The sequence below is a fragment of the Salinisphaera shabanensis E1L3A genome (assembly GCF_000215955.2).
GTDB classification, from domain to species: domain Bacteria; phylum Pseudomonadota; class Gammaproteobacteria; order Nevskiales; family Salinisphaeraceae; genus Salinisphaera; species Salinisphaera shabanensis.
In genome coordinates this window covers 1-20,603 of record NZ_AFNV02000009.1, presented here as the reverse complement: position 1 = coordinate 20,603, position 20,603 = coordinate 1, and the positions used below count along the sequence as shown (strand labels likewise).

The window sequence follows — 20,603 nt, the reverse complement described above, 5'->3', positions numbered from 1 at the left end:
ACGCCAATGGATTACTTTTCGCCAGGTTGGGCGATGCGCTCTGCTAACCCAGATACTCTCAAGACGCGACGAGTAACGGTTTGCTCAAGCGCGTTCCGCTGCGAGTAAATCGACAACTGCTCCCGTCCCCTCGTCAACCCCGTATAAAACAACTCCCGCGTCAGAACCGGCACGTCGTAATCCGGCAGCACGAGTGTGACGGAATCGAACTCCGAGCCTTGGCTCTTGTGGATCGTCATTGCATAGACGGTGTCGTGCGCGGGTAGTGCGCTCGGCAGAAAGGCCCGCAGGCCGTTGTCCCCCTCGAACCAGACCCTAAGTTGCCCGTCTGCGTTTTTGAGCGCAATACCGACATCGCCGTTGTAGAGCCCGGTTTTGTAGTCATTTCGTCTAACCATGACGGGTCGGCCGTGGTACCACGGTTGGCCTGGGGTGAAGTCGAAGCGACGAGCGAGGCGTTCGGTGATGCCGGCGTTGAGGGTTTCGCTGCCGGCGGGGCCCTGGCGCACGGCGGTGAGTACGGTTTGTTTGCCGAGTTCGGCGAGGGCGAGCGTAGGGTCTGTGGCTTCGACCAGTTTGGCGCAGTTCTCCGTCAGGCGATCGATTAGTTGGCTGATCGCCGCGGCGTCGGCGCGTGGGTGATAGACGAGATCGTCGTGGCCAGCGGTAAGCAGAGCTTCAGCGGCTGTTACGTCGCCTGCGTTTACGGCGGCGGCAAGTTGGCCGATGGTGCTGTCGGCGTTGAAGCGGCGGCTGGTTTGTAGCGTGACGACGTGATCGGCCAGGGCATGGTTGGCGGGTTGCATCGGTTGGGCGAGCAGTTCGCCGGCGGCGGTTTGCTGCTTTTCGGTGAAGCGGTTCACCCCGGCGTTGGCACAGATTTCCGCGAGTACGGAGCCGGACTCGACCGAGGCGAGCTGGTAGCGGTCGCCGAGTAGAATCAGCCGGGCGTCGTCGCGTATCGCGTCCGCGAGCTTGGCCATCATGGGCAGATCCACCATCGAGGCTTCGTCGACGATGACCACGTCATACGGCAGTGGGTTGTCGGTGTTGAAACGGGCGCGGGTGGTGGCGCCGGTCAGGCCGAGCAGGCGGTGCAGCGTACGCGCGGTTTGCGGAACGTGTTCCTCTACGCGCTGTTTTTCGAAGGTGGCGTCGGCGCCCATGTCCTCCAGGCCGTTGCGTACGGATTCGAGCATGCGTGCGGCGGCCTTGCCGGTGGGCGCGGCGAGGGCTATGAGCGGCGGTGTGTCCTCGTTGCTGAGTGCGGCTTCGATGAGCACGCGTAGCAGGCGAACGATGGTGTAGGTCTTGCCTGTGCCGGGGCCGCCGGAAATCACCGTGAAGTGATGGCGCAGGGCAGCGAACGCGGCGACGGCCTGCCAGTTGGTGGCGTTCGGGTTGTTGGCGTCGGCAGCGAACAGCCCATTGCCGGGTTTGAGTGTATCCACGTCCACCGGGTTGGGTTCGGCGGCCATGAGCGTGCTCAGACGTTCGGCGAGTTTCGTTTCGTAGGCGTGGTAGCGCTGGAGATAGAGCCGACCGGCTTCGAGAATGAGCGGACGGGTGGGTGTGTCATCGTTCGATTTGCCGTCGAGTATGGTCACAAGATCGCTGGCGGCGAGTGCTTCGCGCAACGCGGACTGATTCGCTGCGCTCATCAACGCCGCGGGTATTTGATCCAGCGCGAGGCAGGTATGGCCTTGGGCGACCGCCCAACTCGCCAGCGCGAAAGCACGAGCCACAAGGCGGTCGGCGCCGTGGCGGCGGGCCCAGTCGGCCAGGGCGAGGTCGAGATCCGAAAGGTTTGCTTCTTCGGCGGCTTCGGGCGTTGCGGACTCTGGCGCGTCGGCTGGCTTTGCCGGCTTGGCCGGTTCAGCTGGGGTCGGGTCGTCAGCGAACAGATCGCCTGTGCGGGAGTCGTTCATGGGCGGCCTCGATCGCGCTGGCGTCGACACATCTTGGGGACGGTGGACGTCGCGAATGGGGAGAGTTGTGCGACCGCCTGGCGCTGCAAGGCGATCGTGATTCGGACGTGCGGCGTTGCTGGATCAACTGTGCGGGTAGATTTGTACTCGGGGTTTCGCACTGCTGTGCGAGGTACTTCTCTTTGCTTGTCCAAAGAGAAGTACCCAAGAGAAAAGACACCCTGTCTTGCGTCGATGCTTCGCATCGATTCCCGCCCAGCGAAGGCCGCAAGCGGGGCAGCCGGAAACTCGCTGCGCTCAAACATCCGGCCGCCTTGTTCCGCTTGCCGCCTCCGCTGCGCGGCGCTACGCCAAAGGGGCCCGAATACAGGCAAGCGTCGCTGTCGCTCGCTCAAGGTCACGGTTTTTAGAGGTCGGCTTAGCGAAGCGTATGCCGAGCGGCCGCGGCCACTAGCCCTGACTCCGGTGCATCGCCGTAGCGACTCAACGCTATGAGCTAGCCGCCTGTATTGGGCCCCGTGTGCAGCGAACGAGAAGCACAGGGGTAAAGGGTTTTCGGCGCAATGCGCCGATGCGGCCAGCATGTCTGAGGATCGCGAAAGCGATCCGAGTTCTGGCCGCACCCTTCGGCCCGCGCATCGCAGTGGTTCGGCGCGCAGCGGCGACGCGTAACCCGGGTGTCTTTTCCTTTGCCCACTTTCGTTTGGACAAGCAAACGAAAGGGGGTCGCGCTGCAGCGCGAAACAGAAGGTCCGATGGACTCGTGAGTGCCGAAAGCCCCGTCGCTTGAGCTGGCCGACTTGTGACGCGATGCGCCCCGCACGTGGCGACGAACGACTTTCTGATGGTTGAGCGCCGCCTGGCGGGCCGGGTTGTCGGCTTACGGCCTGCGGCCTAAGTCGACCTACTTGGGCTACGAGTGGTTGCGACCTCATGCCGTCAAACTCTGATCCGCCTGTTCGGCATCAAACAACCCATCCAACGCCTCGATCACGCCGACATCCGGCTTGTCCGAAAAAACGCCGGCGCTCGTTTGGCCGTCCATGGCGCGTACGAACAGATACTGCACGCCGCCGAGATGGCGCGCCGGATCGTATTTGTCGCCGAGCGCCTGGCGTAAATGCCGGTGCAGGGCGACGGTGTAGATAAGGTATTGCAGGTCGTAGTGGGCCCGACCGATGGCGTGTTTGAGGCCGGCGGCGTTATAGGCGGCGGGCGTATCGCCAAGACGATTGGTCTTGTAGTCGAGGATGTAATAGGCGTCGTCGTGTTCCACCACGAGATCGATAAACCCTTGCATCAGCCCGCAGAGCGTCTGTTGCGGTGCGCCGCCGAGCGCGGCGGGCAGGTAACCGGCGTCGCGTAGCAGTTCAACGAGCGCGCCAAGGCGGTTGCCGCGCAGGCGCAGCATGAACTCCATTTCGGCGAGCGTTTGGTGGTGTTGCAACCCGGCCAGCGGGCCGAGCTCGGGGAGCGGCGTATGGACGGTACGGCCGACGAGGGCGGCGGTGTCGTCGATACGCGGGTCGCTTTCGTCGTCGCCGATCAGGCCGTATTGGCGCAGGGTCTTGACCAGAAAGGCGTGCTGCTCGGCGGTCAGGGCGTCGCCGGGTGCCGGCCAGGTTTTGCGCTTTGCGTTGCCGACCCATTCTTCGAGCACATCGTGCACCGCCGAGCCGAACCGTACGCCGGCCAGTCGGGCGTCCAGTCGGGGCAGCGTGCCTTCGGCGTCGGCCGTCCGGGTTTCCGCGGGGGCCGCGGTCAGTTCGTCTTCGGCGCCGGCCTCGGGTAGTTCGGCTGGCCGGTTGTCGGCGGGCGCATGGGCGAGCCGCGAGAAGCTGTAGGTCGACCAGCGCAGGCGCGCTGCGGGCAGATCGCTGCGCGCTTCGGTCAATGTATCGACGGTCGACGGCGCGCGGCGTTCGATAGCGGGTGGGGTACGTTCGGCATCGATGGGTTCGATGGTAATCGGCTGCTCACGGGCGAGTTGTTCGAGCGCGGCATCTGCGTTCTGATCGCCGCGGGCGATCAGGTTCGCCAGGGCGCTGCTACGCGTCGTGGAGGCATCGCGCCAGCCAACGATTAACGCCTGTTCGGCCCGGGTGAGCGCGACATAGAGCAGGCGCAGTGCTTCCGAGCGGGCTTCGAGTACGGCCTGTTCGCGGTGGGCGTCGTCGTCACCCACCAGGTCGATCATGGCGTGACCGTTGGCGTCGTGAAAGATCAGCGGCGGTTTGTCCGGTGCGCCCGCGGTGCCCAGCCAGAGCGCGAACGGCATGAACACGATCGGGTACTGCAGGCCCTTGGCCGCGTGCACGGTGGTGATGCGTACCAGATCGGCGTCGGATTCCAGGCGCAGCTGGCTGTCGTCGTCCACCGCACTGGCGGTGCCTTCGAGGGCTGCGGCCATACGTTCGTCGAGCCAGCGCACGAGGCTGGCCATGCCAAAGCATTCGGCTTCGGCGTTGGCAAGCAGTTCGCCCAGCTGCAGATAGTTGCTCATGCGCCGCTCGCCGTCGATGAGCGCCAGCAGCTCGGGCGCACAGGCAGCGAACAGTCGTTCCAGCGCCGTGAGCACGCCGCGCGTGGCCCAGGCTTCGTGCAGTACGTGAAAACGTTCGATCGCCTGCTGCATGGCGTGGTCGTCGTCGGCGAGTGCGATGAGATCGGCCAGACGCTTGCCGATCAGTGCCGTGGGCTGGGCTGCACGCACGGCCATGGCATCGTCCGGCGTGGCCATGGCGCGCAGCACGAGCCGCAGATCGTCGGCTTCTTCGGTGGCGAATACCGAATCGCGATGCTGGCAGACGGCCATGACGCCGGTGGCGGCAAGCGCGGCCTGAATAGACGTGGCCTCGTGGTGGCTGTTCACCAGCACGGCGATATCGCGGGGGGCGACGGGTTGGCTTGTACCGTCGCTGTATTGCCAGTGCGTGGCGCCGTCGAGCAGCTGTGCGATCGCCGCCACGGTGTGGTCGACGAGCAGCGGGCGGTCTTCGCCTTTGGTGCCCTTGCCGCCGGTCAGCTGCCAGACGGTGAGCGCGGACAGTGCCTGGCCGTCGGCGCCGACGATGCGTTTGTCGTCGCGCGACCGCCCGGCCTCGACATGCGGGAAATCGATCGCGTCGACGAGGAACGGGGCGTCATCCGGCACGCCGTAGAGTGCTTCGATTGCATCGAGTACGGGCTGGGTGGAGCGAAAGTTGGTGGTGAGCGTATAGCGCGCATCGCCTGCGGCCTGGGCGGCGGCGAGATAGGCATAGATATCGCCGCCGCGAAACCCGTAGATCGCCTGTTTGGGGTCGCCGATGAGCAGCAGCGCGCCGCGTTCGCGCGGCGTGTGCAGATAGATGCGCGACAGGCTGGCGTACTGCAGCGGGTCGGTATCCTGGAATTCGTCCACCAGTGCATAGGGCCAGCGGTCGTGCAGGGCATCGGCGAGCGTATCGCCGGTGCCCGGGGTATTCAGCGCGGCATGCAGGGCGGCGATGAGGTCGTCGAAGCTGTATTGGCGACGCTCGATCTTGCGTTGGGCAGCCCGGGCGCGCACCGCCTGCGCGGCCGCGTCGATCGCGATCAGCCGGGCCAGCGGTTGTAGTTCCGCCAGAATCGCCAGTGCCGGGAGCTCGGCGAGCGGTTCGGCATACGCCTGGTGTTTGGCGGCTTTCTTGAAGTGCGGCGCGGGCACGGCGAGGGCGCGCACCCAGTCCGGCAGGGTCGGGGCCGAGCCGGCGGCGATGGCGTTGCCAATACGCTGATCGATCGCCTGAATCTCGGCTTCGATATCGTCGATCGCGGCGAGTGCTTTGTAGAGATCCGCGCTCTTGAGCAGGGCATCGGCCTCGACCGCTTCGGCCAGCGTCTTCGACAACGTCTCTGCCGTCCCGGGCCAGTGGTGTGCCAGTTCTTCGCCGAGCGTGGCCATGCGCTGGTGGTCAATTCCGGCGAGGCGTACATGCGGACGGGCCAAAATCGGTGCGAGCGTGGCATACAGCGCGTCGGGCGAGGGCCAGAGCGCGAGCGTGTCGCCGGCATCGGCGGCCGTGCCGAACACGTGTTCCCGCCAATAGTCGGCGGCGGCTTCGCGATAGATCGACGGGTCGTCGATGGGGTCGCCGCGATCGAAGGCGAGCGCGGATTCGAATGCGTTTTCGGTGGCCGCACGCTGGGCAAAGCCGTGGATGGTGACGATGGTGGCTTCGTCCACGCGGGCGGCGGCGTCTGCCAGTCGGCGTGCCAGCGCTGCCGCGTCTTCGTCGCTGTTGTCGAGAATGCGTCGAGTGAAATCGTGCTCGGCGTTACCGGCGATGGCATGTTCCGGTGCATGGGCAATACGCGCCGCATCGGCCAGCCGCGCGCGAATGCGTTCGCGCAATTCCTGGGTGGCCGCGCGCGTGAAGGTCATCACCAGAATTTCGCGCACGCTGGCGCGTTCTTCGACGATAAGTCGCAGATAAAGCCCGGCCAGGCTGAAGGTCTTGCCCGTGCCGGCGCTGGCCTCGATCAGGCGCAGGCCGTGCAGAGGCAGCGTTGCGGCATCGAAAGGCTGAGTAGTGCGCATTCAGTTGGGTTCGCGGTCGAGAAAACGGCTGCACCGACGCAGGCTAGGCGGGCCGGCGTCGATTACAAAGCAGGGCATGATGATTAAGCGGCCTGATGAATCTGCCCGTAGGCTAGCGTCCCCGTGGCGTGGTTGGCGAGCCGGGCTCGCAGCGGTGGCATGATCGAGCATCAACCGGCGGATGCGGACCCGGCCTGGGCACGGGCGCGTTCGATGGTGGCGCGTGCGGCGCGCATAGTGTCGTCGTCTGGTTTGTCGCGGTTTTCGCTATCGCGTTGGTCGACTCGGCACAGGCGGGCGACGTAGGGGAAGTGATCGGAGCCGAAGTCGTCACCGCGGATCAGTTCGATGGCATCGAAGCCGGCCTCGTAGAACACATGGTCGAGCGGCCAGCGCATCCACCAGGATTGGGCGTCGTAGGTCGGCAGAAAGCCGTAGCCCTGGCGTGGATCGACCAGACGGCCGATCTCGCGCATCTGGTTCACGGCGCGTTCCCACGGGGTGGCATTCAGGTCGCCGGCGATTACGCCGGGGCGATCGCTGTCGTTGAGAAGCAGCCCGGCCTTGAGCAAGACCGCATCGCGCCCAAGCGCGGATTGCGACGGATGCGGCGGCCGTGGATGAATGCCGAGAAAATCGATACGTTCGCCGGTAGGCAGTTCGACCTCGGTCACGATCTGCGGCGTATCCTGCCCGGCGAGATAGCGCACCTCGCTCGAATGCAGCGGCAGGCGCGAATACAGGGCGATACCAAAATACGAACCCGTGGTGTGGGTGATCGTATACGGCATGGACCGTTCGAGTGGCGAAAGCGCGTTCACCCACGCGTCGTTGACTTCGAGCACGACGAACACATCGGGTTTATAGCGCCGCACCTGTTCGATCAGCCGCCCGTTCGGGTCGTTGTGAAAACGCACATTGGCGACCATGACCGTGAAGCGTTTTTCGGGTGTGCATGCGGCATGTGTCAGCGTGCCGTGCAGCGGCATGTACGGCAGCAGTACCACGGCGTGATAAATCAAGGTGGCGAGCATGAGGGCGATCAGTGCCATGCTCGCGCGTCGATATCGGCCAAGGAAGCAGGCTGTGCATGCCACAAGGATGGCCAGAGCCGACGCGCTCTGCAGACGCGGGAAATCGGTGATGCGAATCCACCAGATATCGCTGGAAATCAGCGAAAGCAGGTTCGCAAACGCCAGGCCGAGCCCCGCGGCCGCGATAAGCCCAAACGCCAGAATCCGATAATATTTCACGCCCGCCGTTGTCCTCGTTGTTTCAGTCGCGCTGCACGTTAAGTGGCTTTCGTGTACTTCCGACCGCCGCCCGTTCAGGGCCCGGGTTCGACCGATTGCAGGGCGGCGTTCATCGGGCCGCTGATTGCTTCGATGGCCTGAATGAACACGCTGTTGTCGGCGCTTTCGCCCAGCGGTGCGTCATCGTCGCCGAGCAGCCGCAGGAAATACGGGTCGCGAATGAGATGGTGCGGGAAGTAGGCATCCGGCTTGAAGCGAAAGCTGACGTTGTCGAATGCCTTGTTCTGAGCCGGGTCGTATTCGTCGTCGAGGTCGGGGTGATACGCCAGCGGTTGGCATTGGCCGGCATTGTAGATCGCGATCAGATCGGCCAGCGTGGTTTCGGCGGTTTGTTGATCGATTTGTCCTGCGTAGTGGGCGACTTCGAGCGTCTTTTTCTTCGGCGCAAAGCCGGCCATTTCCAGAGAAACATCGTGGCCGGCGGCGACGACGGCAAGATAGTCGATCCAGTAGCGCAGCCGGAAACGGGTCTTGAGCTTGCCGGTACGCAGGCGTCGCAAGGCATCCGGCCAGAGCTGCGGTACGCGCCCGGTGACACGCATACCGGCGATTGCCAGATCGATGTCTACGGTGGTCGGCGTGCCCTGTGCCTTCCATGTTTGCCAGATCGGTAACAGCGTATTCACTGCCTCGGCCTGATCGGCGTAGTTGACGTCGGCCAGCGGTGGCGGGGGCAAGGTGCCGCGGGCCCGTTCAAGCGCTGTGGGTTCGAGATCGATGGCGTTTAGTTCGCCGACATCGGCACTGTCGAACAGGCGCTGCCTAAGGTGGGCGGCCGCGAGCGGATCGAGGGCGATCGGTTCGGCGTCGTCGAGGCGGTGGTCGTCGATTTCGAGATTGAGTTTCACGCGTTCGCGAAAGAAGGCGCGTGGCGGGTGGTCGAAAAAGCGCTTGAGGCTTTCGAGGTCAATCGCTTCCAGCGGCTCGCGTACCGGTGCCGTGCTGTTATCGAGCAGGGGCGTGCGAGCGGCACGCGGGCTGATGGCGGCGCGGGTAGCGTCGCGCCAGTCGCCGGCAAAGGTGAATACGCGTGGATCCGTCTCATTCGGCGTGAAATAACGGGGCGAGAACGGTTGCATGGGCTGTTCGTGAACGAGCTGGTGCCGAAACGCCTTCGCGCTATGGTCGCGAAAATAAGTGCGATGCACGAACTCCAGTGTTTCGCCGACGATCGGCGAGGGCGGCAGGTTTTCACCGCTGTGCATGTCCTGGCCGATATAGCTGATATAGAAGGTGTTGCGCGCGGCGGTGAGCGCCTGTAGAAACAGCAGCCGATCGTCGTCGCGAATATTTCGATCGCCCAGGCGCGGTGCATCGAACATGACGTTAAAGGCGCGCGCGGTGTCCTGGCGCGGGAATGCGTCATCGTTCATGCCCAGCACGCAGACCATGCGAAATGGCACCGCGCGTAGCGGCACCATGCCGCAGAAGGTGATGCCGCCGGCCAGAAAGGGCTGGCGTTCGGCGGCGGATTCGAGCGTCGCACGCAACATATCGCGCACGGCCGGCCAGGAGATACGGCGATCGGCAGCGAGCGGGCGTGTCTGGGTACAGCGTTCCGCAGTTTCGAAACGCGCAAAGACGTTACGCAGGCTGTCGACCGCGCGTTGTTCATCGGGCGCGTCGGCTGCGGGTTCGATGAGTGCGTCGAGCAGCGTGTTGAGCCGGGTCTGCCATTCGCCGGGCGTGGCGGATTGCGCCAGTGCGTCGGCGGTATCGGCCAGCGTGTGTTCGAAGCGCCACAGTTTGCCGAGTGCGGCGGTAATGCCGCCTTCCAGATCCGCCCAGGGGGCGACTCCGGCGGTGAGCGTTTCGTCGTCGGACTGGGCCACGCCCAGCAACAGGCGGTCGAGCCCGAAACGCCAGCTGTTCTGTTCGAATGCGCCCGCGCCGAGTTCGTCGCGGTGGCGGGCATCGCGGCCCCAGCGGATGCCCGCTTCGCCTACCCAGTCAGTGATCGCATCCAGTTCACCGGCCGACAGGCCGAAGCGGCGCATGACGGCGGGGACGGCGAGCAGATCGAGCAGGGTGCTGGCCTGCCAGCGCGACAGCGGTAAATCGAGCAGGGCGGATACACAGGTAACAATCGGGTGCGCGGCCGAGCGGGCACGGTCGGCCAGACCGAAAGGCAGGTAGCGGTCGGGCGGCGCGCCGCCGAAGACGGCCTCGATCGCGGGGGCGTAGGCCGACACGTCCGGCAGCATGACGATGATGTCGCGCGGGGCCAGTCGGTGCTGGGGTTCGATATCGCCAGCGGCCACGCGCTTGTCGTCTGCCGCGAGCCGGTCGAGGAGCTGATCCTGGAGTACCTGAATCTCGCGTAGCGGGCTGTGACAGGCATGCACTTCGAACGAGGTGTCGCCGTCGGCGATGCCTTGGGCGGCGTGGCTGCAGTCCAGGTGCACGATATCGGTCTGAATACGGTGCAGCAGGCTGTCGTCGCCGGGCGCGTCGTAGGCCATCAGATCGCCCAGCTCGGGCTCGATCATGCCGGCGAATTCATCGGAATACAGGACGCGTACAGTGTCGCGCGCCATGCGGCCCAGTGCGGAGAGCAATGGATGCCCGGCTTCGACCAACGCTTCGCCCGGCAGCAGGGCGGCGCTATCGCCGGCATCCGCATCCGGCAGTTCGAGCGGTAGACGTCCGGCGGTGATATCGCCCCAATACGCTTCGCTCGGGTTGGGCAGGAGAAAATGAACATCGATATGTTCGGCCAATGCATAGAGCAGGCGCAGGTGGTCCGGCGCCAGCGCGACCAGACCAAAGCAGTACAACGGATCGGGACATTGCTCGACAACGCGGCGTTGCAAAGCGCGGTCGGTTGCAAGGCGCTGGATGAACTCGGTCAGTACGCGCGCCCGGTGACGCGTGCCGAGGCGCTCGTCGCGGGTGAGCCAGCGCCAGACTTCGGCCTGCCAACGGCCGGGGTTGTGGCCGGGCGTCTCGCCGCTTTCCCAGCGCGCGAGCATGTCGGCGCGGTAGACAAGGTATTGATCGAACACGTCGGCGAGTTGGCGGGCCAGCTGATAGCGGCGTACCTCGTCGACCGGATCGCCCAGGTAATCGGCGATGGCCGATATCTCCTGCGCCATCGCCGGTAGCGCAACATAGAGATGCCAGGGTAGGCAGTCGGCTTCGAAATGATCGCCGGCATCGGCATCGTCGATGACGGCATGCAGCAGTTCCCAGATGAACTCGCCGGGCAGACGACCGTCGATATTCGCGGCGATGCCCTCGCTTTCGGCCAGCTGGATACGCAACCAGCGGCCGATGCCGGCATTGGGCGCGAGCACGGTATCGCGCGCCAGCGGCGGTGCCGGGCGATTGCGTCGCAACGCGCCGAACAGTTCCGCCAGGCGCGACAGATCGTTGTGATGGTAGAGATAGAACATTCGCCGGGGCATCGATAACGCGCAGAAGCGGCTCAGTCTAGGCTGTGTCGCCGTTGCGCCCAAGACGAGGAGTTATGTGAGACGTATTCATGGCCCTGTGGACCACTGAAACAGGGCAGTATCAGACGTGTGGAGCTCTGGCCCGGGCCGTCGCATTGGATGTGGTGCCGTTGATGATTCAACGGATCGCGCGAACGGGCTTGTGCATGGCCTCGATCGTCAAAGAACTGTCCGCTTCCCTCGGCTCGCAAGCGGACTTGGCGTTTATTTCGAGTAGCGGTTAGTGGACCGGCCTTATGCGCATGCTGCAATGCACATCGGCGCCTGTATCGTGCATTCGATTAAAGTCGAGTGGCGTGCTGCAATGCGCCATAAAATTCGAATAATCAGCGTAAAAACAATCCATTAACATCAGCAAAAGCAAGTGTGAAAAGACACGTTTTATGTTTCGATCATAAAAATGAAACGGTCGTTCATGAACGGCTTGCACGGTAAAAAAAAATACTATAAACAGATACTCGTGACTTCTGACTCATGAGTCACCCAGGGGGAGTATTCAGTAACGAGCAAGTCGGCCAGGAGCCTGCCGTTCGCCGCGGCGGACAGGTTTGTTGGGCGACTCGGGTGCGAGCGATAAAGACAAGGCGAGCCTTCGGCACGAACCAGTCGTCGATACCCAAGCAGTGTGCGGAGTACTCGAGAACACCAGCCAAGCGTTCCCGTAGTAATAAAGAGGGGAGAAATAACAAATGATCCGCGATCTCAATAAAGCAATCGAGGCGAAACAGCCTGGCCGTCGGGGACATCTGACCCGCGTCATCGGTTTGTCCGCCCTGGCAGCGCTGGGCTGTGTGGGTACAGCCAATGCCACCATCAAGACCGATATCGGCGTCGACTATCGCGCCACCGGTTTCTATGTCGAATCCGAGTCGTTTGCCACGCCCGCGACCGACCCGGAAATCACCCCGCAAGACAACGATAACGGCTTTGCGCATTACCTGCGCGTGAAGGCTGATCTCAAGCACGAAGAAACCGGTGTGGAAGTCCATACCCGTGTCGAACTGGCCGGTGATCGCTGGAGTGGCGACCAGCGCGATTACCAGACCAGTTCCGATAACTCGTTCAACGCGGACAACCGCGGCGACAACGTCCGGCTCGATCTCGGTTTTGTCCAGATTCCGTTCAAGTTCGGTCTGCTGCGCGTCGGCCGGCAGGAAGCGAACTGGAACAACTGTCTCCTGGTCTGCGACGACCGTCGCGATCGTGCGCTGTTTCTGACCAAGCTCGGCAAGGTCAGTGCGTTCATCGGTTATGACCGTCGTCAGGACAACACCGGCTACCTTAACGAAGACAACGGCGACCAAATCTTCCCGGGCTTCGTAGCGCCGCTGGGCGAATCCGGCTGGTCGCTGGGCTTCCTCTACGTGCACTGGCTCGACAACTACAACGGCGACCTGGTGGGGCCGGCCGGGCCGCGTAACACCTATGTGCTGTCGAACACGAATATCTACTCGCCGTACATGCAGGGTAGCGTGGGCCCGGTGGATATTTCCTTCGGTGGTAACTGGCTGGAAGGCGGCAACGTCAATGCGAACCAGACCGCAGAAGGCGGCGATTACTTCAACGACGACGCCTATTCGGGTTACTTCCGCATCGGCGCCGACGTCGGCATGTTCGAACTCAAGGCACAGTACGTGGCGACCCGCGACGGTGGTCTGATGTCGACCGGCTTCGATACCTACTCGAGCCTGATCAACTCCAGCCCGGAATCCACCGCCAATCCGACCAGTCTGTATCAGATGGGTCGCTATCTCGGGCGTGAAGGCTTCGACGAGTCGTTGTATATCGCGAGTATCGGCATGAATGTGACCGAGAAGTTCGCGTTGCGCGGCGCGCTGGGCTTCCTGGATATCGAAGTGCCGGATTCCGCCGCGGTCAACGGCGAAACCAGCGACACCAGCACGGTCTACGACCTGCAGGCCAGCTATCAGCTCAACGAAGCGGTCCGTACCTGGGCCACGCTGGGTATGCTCAAGGAGAACGACGTCGGTATGCTGCGTGGCAATAGCCTGATTGGCGGTACCACGCCGAACGGCGGCACCTTTGCCGACGATCGGGTAATCGCCGGCAGCGTGAATCTTGGCGTACAGTTCTAAGCGTCAGTAAGGTTGAAGGGGTCTTCGCCGTTGGCGAAGGCCCCTCTTTTTTTGTATCGGGAGTCGCTGTGTTGTCGAATCGTTTCAAACGCGTTCAATCGCTTGTCTGGGCCGCCGCGGCGGCAGGTGTTCTGGCTGGCTGTGCCTCGGGGCCCGGTAACCCGGCCGGTGACAACGGCGAAGCGCCTCTGGCCGATTCGGACGCGGCGTTTGGTTACGAGCAGACGGACTGGGGCAAACCGTTCTGGGAAAAATGGATGGACAAGGCGCGTGAAGAAGGACGCGCCGACGCCATACGATCCGGTCAGGCGCCGGCGGCCGCAGTGGCTGCGGCGCCGGTGGAGACGATCGATTCATCCGGGATGAAACCCAAGATCGGGGTCTATATCGCGAAGGATCAGCGCGATTCGATGACCGCTTATCGTCTGCTCGCGGCGCTGGAACGCCAGTCGGCGCGGCATGGGCTGACGTTGATCTCGCCTAACGAACTGGATGAAGCCGTTGGCGGCTCGGATGCCTGTGGCTCGGAAAGCCCGCTCGACTGTCCGCGCCTGCTGGCGATCTTCCCCGGTATTCGTGGTCTGCTGGTCGTGGACCCCAAAGGCAGTGGCAACTCGGTAACGCTCGAGTCGCGCATGATGGATCCGGATTTCGATATCCGCTACGAGCCGTTGTCCACGCGCGTGCAGGTTGCGGACGGATCGAACTCGGACCTGGAAATCTGGAGCGATCGTATTCTCGATACCGCGGCCGATCGGATTGGCATCGCGCCCTGGTTCGGTCACAGTTTCGCCCTCAAGGGTGAGGACATGTATATCAATGCCGGCCGGGCTGCGGGCCTTGAAGTGGGTGACGAGCTGGCGGTACACAGCGAAGGCTCGCTGGTGCGTTCGCCCAGCGGCCAGGTGATCGCCTGGGAGCCGGGCCCGGAAGTTGGCCGTGTTCGAATCAAGGAATTTGTCGGCGAGAACATTTCGCTGGCCGAGCAGGTGTCTGGTCAAATGCCCAAACCCAAGGATCGACTGACCTACGCTGACTGAGGCCTTTTGGCTTGTGAAAACGCCGGCTTTATGCCGGCGTTTTTTTTTGCCGTCAAGCGCTCCAGGGGTGGGCTTCGAGCGCCCTGATCGGGCCGAGGATCGATGCCGTTGGCTGTGGAGAGAACGTAAAAAAACGCCGACAAGCTGTAAAACCTGTCGGCGTCCTAGATTAACACGCTATCTACCCGTAGAGACAGAGCGCTAATCAGTCATCATCGAGGTCGCTGTCGGCCGCGCTGTCGCTGTTGAGTGAACCACCACTCTTGTTGAAGTCTTGAACCTCATGCGAGAGTTCATCCGCACGTTCGCGATCGACCGGCTTCGACGTGGACAGATCGTCGTTGACCTGGCTGTCGGCCGCGCTGTCGCGGTTGAGCGAGCCGCCGCTACGGTTGTAATCGCGTACCTCGTTGGCCAGTTCATCAGCGCGTTCATGATCCGCCGGTGTTTTTGGCAGCGATTCGCCATCGGCGTCGATATGCCCGGTGGGTGCGCCCGAGCGGGCCGCACTTTCTTCTTTCAAGGAGCCGTGGTTCTGATTGAACTGCTCGACTTCCTGCGACAATTCCTCGGCGCGGGTCGGCTCATTGGCCTGATCCTGCTCGGCCAGTGCAACGCCAACGCTGCCCATCGTGCCCGCCAAGGCAAAGCCGCAGATCAGTGCGTAACGTGTTTTTGCCGGTCCTTGCATCGTACTTTCTCCTGATTGGTCGGCTTAGCCTTCAGGCCGCCTTTATTCTGGTTTATGCGCTCGATCGCGGCGTTATATTTATTTTGGCGCCGCAGTACGAAAGTAACGCGTCTTCGATTATACCTATATCCAGGCCTATATCGCGCATAAAAAAGCCGGGAGCAATGGGTTTGCTCCCGGCTTGATCCGACGATGTCAGGTGACGTTTAGAAGCGCAGTGCGTTCAGGTTGCCACCGGTCTCGTTATAACGGGTCAGCTCAGCGGCGATCGCCTGACTGTGCGGATACGTGTTCGGCGTCGTGCCGGCGGGCATATGCGTTTCCGGCACGAGGCCCTTGCTGGCATCGGCGTTATAATTTTCGATCTCGTCGCTCAGCTGCATGGCCGTTTGCGACACCTGGGCGGGCTGGCTATCGCCCGTCAGACGATGCCCTACGATCCGGCCCTCGGTGTCCTGACGGTTGAAGGCGTCCAGCTCGTCGGCCAGCTGATCCGCCTGCGGGTGCGCTGCGACCTGCGTGGTTGTTGCCGGCTCGGCTTCTTGTGCGTTGAGCGCTTCCACGGCTTCGGATTGAGCGAAGCCGAGCGAGGAAAAACCGACCAGGCCGGCGATCAGGGCTGCGGATAGGGCCTTGGTAGTGATCTGAGTGTTCATGACGGACTCCTTGAAGACGGTAACGCGCTATTCAGCGCGCTATTAAACGAAAGTCGTATTGCGTTTCAGCGATGGATAAATGGTATTGCCAGATATGTGTATATTCAAGGAATGCGGTGCAACATTTTTGAGTTTGCGCTGTAACGCGTTAATTAACCGTAGAAAATAAATTCAAATAAAATGCGTGCTACATGCAGATAAATAGATGCGCCGACATCGCTGCGCGAAATCCTTGGTTAGATTGCCCGGATAAGCGGGTCGCTATGGACGAGAATCTGGCGGGATTTGCGTGTTGTCTTCAGTAGAGGGCGAGGAGATAGAAAAGCTTCGGGCAGCGAGGCCTTGCCATCAATGTCAGTCATTAAAGCGACTGGGGTTACGTCTTCGTCGCGCTGCTCGATCTAGGGCGCATCTTTCCCCTCGGCGCCGTCGTCCCGCCGATGCCCGGCATTGCTGAGATTCTGGATCTGACCTTTGCCTGTTGCGTGATGGGGCTCGCTCAGAAGTAGTAGGGGTATCTGAACGCGGCTCGATATGGCGAGGCTTTCCACGACAAGACGTTGCCCGAGGCAGTCGCCGCCCGCATACCTGTCGTATAGACGATGAATGGTGCGAGGGCCGCACGCATGGTGCGAGACGTATATCGGTGCGGCCTGCCGGGGCAGGTCAGGGCGTATCGCTCGACCGGATAGCGATACCGTTACGAATGAAGTCCATTACGGCATCCAGTTCGGCATCGTTCAGACCTTCGTTCTGCCAGAGCCCGTAGCGCAGGCCGAGGAAGTGCGCGGTGCCCATGAGCACCCATACCCACACATCCAGATCACCATCTCGAATTTCGTACTTTTCCACGGACTTCTCAAGCGCGCTGATATAACCCCGCGCGAAATCCATGTAGTAGTCCTTATAGATCTGTTCGTCGACGAACAGCGATTCCTGCACGACCCGGTAGAGGTTGCGGCGCTCGGCTACAAAGCGGATGAACGCGGCCATGCCTTCGCGTTCGGCATCCAGCCGCGATAAGCCTGGCGGTATCGAATGGGCAAGCATGCGACGCAGCTCGCGCCCCATATGCCGTACCAGCTCGGCGAGCACGTCTTCCTTGTTCTTGAAATAAAGATAGAACGTGCCTTGAGCTACGCCCGCACCGCGGGTAATGTCGCTTATCGAGGCGCGGAAAAAACCGGTATTGCCGAATGCTTCTTCGGCCGCCGACAGCAATTTCTGTCGAGTCGCCTCGCCACGCGCAGTGGTCGGCTTCAGCGACGACTTTTCGTTACCGGTCACGGAGGTATGAGTCATAGGATATGTCTCATTCATGCTAGCTGCGCTATACAACCGCCGTCAATCGCGAGCCATCGATGCGCGGTGACAGCGGTGACCGCACGCTGACTGTCTTGCGACGGCGAATCCACCAGGTATGGAAAGCGAATAGTATGGCGTCCGCGCGGCTGTTCAACGGTAGGGTGAAAACACGGTCGAGAAATGGGACGTCATGCGGTAGTCTAGCCGCGGCGCGATACGTGCCCATGCCCCGGTAGCTCAGCAGGATAGAGCAGCCGCCTCCTAAGCGGCAGGTCGCAGGTTCGACTCCTGCTCGGGGCACCATTGCTAAACCCGGCGCGCCGCCGGGTTTAGCAATGGTCTTTCGAATAAGCGTCGAACCTGCGACAGATCAACAATACTGGTTCGACGGCTTCGCGCAGCGAAGCCGAATCGTCGCGCAGCGACGAGCCCGAAGGGTGAGCGGCGCCAGCCGCGAATACTCCTGCTCGGGGCACCATTGCTAAACCCGGCGCGCCGCCGGGTTTAGCAATGGTCTCTCGAATAAGCGTCGAACCTGCGACAGACAAACAAGCATGGTTCGACGGCTTCGCGCAGCGAAGCCGAATCGTCGCGTCAGCGACAAGCCCTCGCAGGGTAAGCGACGTTAGCCGCGAATATGGCTGCTCGGGCGTCGGCTCGTCCGTACCATGCTTTTCAGAATGACGATCCGGGTTCGCTCAGAAAAGCCTTTTCGGCCGGCGTGCTTTCACGCCCGAGTAGTGCATTGCGATGGGGATAGCGTCCGAAACGTTCGATGATGGCGTAATGCTGGCGCTCGGCTTTCAGATGACCGGCCAGGCCAAGCGTCTGATAGAGCGAGTCGGCAATGGCATGGTCGGCGAGCGACTCGCTATGCATGAACGGCATGTAGAGAAACGCCCGTTGCTGTGCGGTGAGCCGCTTGTCGTCGCCGGCTGCGATCGCTTCACGAGCGAGCGCCAATGCGGCGGCGTCGTTCTCGAACGCGCGGGCACTGTCTCGATGGATATTACGGGAGAATTGGTCGAGGACGAGAATCTCGGCGAGACGGCCTGGCGGGCGGGTGCGCCAGTGGGCCAGGCCACCGTTGGCCGCTACCGTGAGTGTAGTGCCGAATTGCTGCCGGATGGATTGATCCAGCGCAGCGGATTTGCGAAACCAGTCACGCGGTGCCAGTTCGTCGAACCAGAACTGTACAACCTGCTCGGGTGACGCGGTTTCGTTGCGCTGTTCGCGAGGTGTGTTGTAGCCCCGCTCAGCCACGGCCACGCACGCTCGTCTGATTTTCGACAATGGACGCATGGTAGGCAGCCCGGGCGTCGCTGATCACATGCAACGACGGCCGAAGGAACAGTGCGGTGATCGCTGCACCGATGAGCAAATCGGGCCAGTTACTGTGGGTCCGGGCGACAAGCGCGGCGGCGGCGACGCCGCTGTCGGCAAACAGGTCGTTGCGCGAGTAAATCCATACCGAGCTCATGTTCTCATCGTCTTCACGGTGGCGGGTCAGTATCAGACAGATGATATTACCGGCCAGCGCGTCTGTGTCGACCACTGCCACGAGCGGCGCCTGCGGCGGCAAGCCGTAACGGCGCTTGGCGATTACCTGCGCGCCGAGGAGCAGACTGAGCGCGTAAACGAGGGTGTCGTCGAGCATATCCAGGGAATCGGCAAGCAAGGGGTGGCGTTGGCGAGCCAGCCGGCGGTGACTCACCCACGAACATGGCCGCGTTCAGCGCGAGCATGATTCAGAGCACGGGTTGCTGACCATCGCGCATGGCCTATAAATGGGCACCGTCTTCGCTGCAACAGCCGGCCATGTCCGTTGGTCTCTGCTGGTTGTCCTAGCTATCGGCCTGAGTAGGGCTCGTATAATTGCGTGTGGGAATTTCCACCCGCACGCTGCTGGCATCGTCGAGCGAGCGCTTCACCTTGAAACCGAGGCTGCGTGCAAGCTGTAACATCGGGCGGTTTTGTGCCAGTACGTCGCCATAGACGATTTCCGTACCGCGGGCGCTGGCCTGGCGTAGCAGACAATCGAGCAAGTGGCGGCCGAGGCCCACACCGGTGTGATCGCGGTGGACGAGAATCGCGAATTCGGCTTCCATGTTGTCCGGGTCGGCAATCAGTGTGCCCATGCCGGCCAATGCCTCCGGCCGATCGTATGGGCTGACCACGAGCGAGACTTCCCGATCGTAATCCACCTGGGTGATACGCGCGGCCATATCGTGCGAAAAATGACGGATGAAATTGAAAAACCGCAGCCGAATCTCTTCTGGACTTAAACTCTCGAGCAGATCGAGTACGAGCGGCTCGTCCGATGGCCGAATAGCGCGCACAATATAACGGCTGTCGCCGCGCAGCGAAACCACGTGGCGCATGCGTGCCGGGTAGGGCGACATCGCCAGCCGGTCTCGTGCCGGCGCGGGTTTTCCGGTGATTTCGATCAGGCTATCGGCCGGCGCCTGCAGCCGACCGCGTGGTCCGGCCGCAACCCGGATATCCAGGCCCGAAAGTTGCGGCAAGTCCACTACCATCTTGCCCAGACGCACCAGCGCCTGGGCCAGGGCTTCGAAGGCCGCGCGCGTGCCGCGCAGTCGTCCAGCGCTTGCGCCTTCGAGCATACGCCGGGCCAGCAGCGCGTCGAGGGGCGCGAATCCATAGGCCGGCTCGATACCGAGCGCTTCATCGCGCACGCTCATCACCATGCCCAGTTCGGCATGGCGATAGACGCGTACACGTACCCGTACGGCCGTCTCCGCCGGCGTTTCGCCGGCGATGCCGTAAGCGCTGAGCAAATGGCTCGCCTCGTCGCTGGACAGCCATTCCACGCCGCTGTTGGCGAGCATGCCCAGCCGTTCGCGCAGGCTGTCGACATCGGCGGTGACGGTCGGGTCGGGCGGTGGCGTTGCGGTCAACAGCTCGCGGGTGAACTGATAGCGTGCGCGATAACGCACCGCACGCATCGCATCGTCGGCGGAAACAAACGTTGCCAGGCGAGCCTGCGCGCTGGCCGCGCGGGCGGGCAGCGCCGTATGCAAGCCAAGCCACACGGTCATGACCCGATGCGAGAACTCGGCATCGGCGATTGCCTTGACCATCGGCTCGTGCGGCTGACCGGCGATCGGGCTGTGTATGAATAGAACGGCATCGACGTTTTCGTCGCGGCAGATGTGATCCAGTGCGTTGAGTGTGTCTCCCAGATCCGAGCGGCCGATATCGATAGCCACGCCCAGGTCGACGGCTTGTGGCGCCTTTGCGGTGAGTGCTTCGCGGCTTTCGCTCGATAGACGCGCCGGTTCGATGGCATGGCGGAACATGGCGTCGGTGCCGAGTGCGCATGCGCCGGCGCCGTTGCCGACCACGACTACCCGATGGCTGCCGATGGTCGGCAGAAGCTCCATCGCTGCAAGCCCGTCGAACAGACCGCCGAGGTTTTCGCATTCGACCAGTCCGGCACGGGCGAAGGCCGCAGAGCGCACCGGGTCCGGGCCCAGCGGACCGTCGTCGACCGCGCGGCGCGTCTGCAGCACGAGCACCGGCTTGACCCGAGCGGCC

12 protein-coding genes and 1 tRNA gene are annotated in these 20,603 nt (G+C 62.6%); 3 read left to right on the top strand and 10 right to left on the bottom strand.

Annotation, left to right across the window (positions count from 1 at the left end; genetic code table 11):
- Window positions 1-11: 11 nt before the first annotated feature.
- From recD to recC, 4 genes are all read right to left on the bottom strand, one after another.
- Window positions 12-1,928 carry an exodeoxyribonuclease V subunit alpha gene (recD, locus tag SSPSH_RS17845; RefSeq protein ID WP_006915198.1) on the bottom strand — a complete coding sequence of 639 codons (1,917 nt, stop codon included), beginning with the start codon at window positions 1,926-1,928 and terminating at the stop codon, window positions 12-14.
- A 931-nt stretch (window positions 1,929-2,859) separates the two neighbouring features.
- Window positions 2,860-6,489, bottom strand: a complete 3,630-nt coding sequence (gene recB / locus SSPSH_RS06955) for an exodeoxyribonuclease V subunit beta (protein WP_006915199.1) — start codon at window positions 6,487-6,489, stop codon at window positions 2,860-2,862.
- Window positions 6,490-6,659: 170 nt separating this feature from the next.
- Window positions 6,660-7,742 carry an endonuclease/exonuclease/phosphatase family protein gene (locus tag SSPSH_RS06950; protein WP_006915200.1) on the bottom strand — a complete coding sequence of 361 codons (1,083 nt, stop codon included), beginning with the start codon at window positions 7,740-7,742 and terminating at the stop codon, window positions 6,660-6,662.
- Between the two features lie 74 nt (window positions 7,743-7,816).
- Window positions 7,817-11,197, bottom strand: coding sequence for an exodeoxyribonuclease V subunit gamma (recC, locus tag SSPSH_RS06945; RefSeq protein WP_006915201.1), 3,381 nt, complete (start codon window positions 11,195-11,197; stop codon window positions 7,817-7,819).
- Between the two features lie 749 nt (window positions 11,198-11,946).
- Here recC and SSPSH_RS06935 point away from each other — a divergent pair.
- Window positions 11,947-13,353, top strand: a complete 1,407-nt coding sequence (locus tag SSPSH_RS06935; protein ID WP_006915203.1) for a hypothetical protein — start codon at window positions 11,947-11,949, stop codon at window positions 13,351-13,353.
- 68 nt (window positions 13,354-13,421) lie between these two features.
- The gene (locus SSPSH_RS06930; protein WP_006915204.1) at window positions 13,422-14,393 is read left to right on the top strand and encodes a hypothetical protein; all 972 of its coding nucleotides are present in this window, start codon (window positions 13,422-13,424) and stop codon (window positions 14,391-14,393) included.
- Between the two features lie 205 nt (window positions 14,394-14,598).
- On the opposite strand, the gene SSPSH_RS06925 is transcribed toward SSPSH_RS06930, so the two are convergent.
- The 3 genes from SSPSH_RS06925 to SSPSH_RS06915 all read right to left on the bottom strand — a co-directional run bounded on the left by SSPSH_RS06925 (window position 14,599) and on the right by SSPSH_RS06915 (window position 17,042).
- The gene (locus SSPSH_RS06925; protein WP_006915205.1) at window positions 14,599-15,084 is read right to left on the bottom strand and encodes a hypothetical protein; all 486 of its coding nucleotides are present in this window, start codon (window positions 15,082-15,084) and stop codon (window positions 14,599-14,601) included.
- Window positions 15,085-15,290: 206 nt separating this feature from the next.
- Window positions 15,291-15,740, bottom strand: coding sequence for a hypothetical protein (locus tag SSPSH_RS06920; RefSeq protein ID WP_006915206.1), 450 nt, complete (start codon window positions 15,738-15,740; stop codon window positions 15,291-15,293).
- 666 nt (window positions 15,741-16,406) lie between these two features.
- Window positions 16,407-17,042 (bottom strand): TetR/AcrR family transcriptional regulator, encoded by a 636-nt coding sequence (locus SSPSH_RS06915; RefSeq protein ID WP_006915207.1) that lies wholly within the window; start codon window positions 17,040-17,042, stop codon window positions 16,407-16,409.
- A 229-nt stretch (window positions 17,043-17,271) separates the two neighbouring features.
- On the opposite strand from SSPSH_RS06915, the gene SSPSH_RS06910 reads away from it, so the two are divergent.
- Window positions 17,272-17,348: transfer RNA gene (locus SSPSH_RS06910), tRNA-Arg, on the top strand.
- A gap of 372 nt (window positions 17,349-17,720) precedes the next feature.
- Here SSPSH_RS06910 and SSPSH_RS06905 read toward each other — a convergent pair.
- The 3 genes from SSPSH_RS06905 to SSPSH_RS06895 form a co-directional block, all read right to left on the bottom strand.
- A complete protein-coding gene (locus tag SSPSH_RS06905) occupies window positions 17,721-18,314 on the bottom strand; it encodes a DUF924 family protein (RefSeq protein ID WP_006912060.1) in 594 nt (197 codons plus the stop codon).
- Window positions 18,301-18,723: a hypothetical protein gene (locus SSPSH_RS06900; protein ID WP_006912061.1), complete on the bottom strand. Its 423-nt coding sequence runs from the start codon at window positions 18,721-18,723 to the stop codon at window positions 18,301-18,303. Before SSPSH_RS06900 ends, SSPSH_RS06905 begins: the two co-directional genes overlap by 14 nt.
- Before the next feature lie 166 nt (window positions 18,724-18,889).
- A partial coding sequence (locus SSPSH_RS06895; RefSeq protein WP_021031529.1) for a bifunctional acetate--CoA ligase family protein/GNAT family N-acetyltransferase occupies window positions 18,890-20,603 on the bottom strand: 1,714 nt, incomplete at its 5' end.

Bases quoted from the DNA above. Each gene is read 5' to 3' on its own strand.
- recC (WP_006915201.1), bottom strand. From the start codon at position 11,197: ATGTTCTATCTCTACCATCACAACGATCTGTCGCGCCTGGCGGAACTG.
- SSPSH_RS06915 (WP_006915207.1), bottom strand. From the start codon at position 17,042: ATGACTCATACCTCCGTGACCGGTAACGAAAAGTCGTCGCTGAAGCCG.
- SSPSH_RS06925 (WP_006915205.1), bottom strand. From the start codon at position 15,084: ATGCAAGGACCGGCAAAAACACGTTACGCACTGATCTGCGGCTTTGCC.
- recB (WP_006915199.1), bottom strand. From the start codon at position 6,489: ATGCGCACTACTCAGCCTTTCGATGCCGCAACGCTGCCTCTGCACGGC.
- SSPSH_RS06935 (WP_006915203.1), top strand. From the start codon at position 11,947: ATGATCCGCGATCTCAATAAAGCAATCGAGGCGAAACAGCCTGGCCGT.
- SSPSH_RS06920 (WP_006915206.1), bottom strand. From the start codon at position 15,740: ATGAACACTCAGATCACTACCAAGGCCCTATCCGCAGCCCTGATCGCC.
- recD (WP_006915198.1), bottom strand. From the start codon at position 1,928: ATGAACGACTCCCGCACAGGCGATCTGTTCGCTGACGACCCGACCCCA.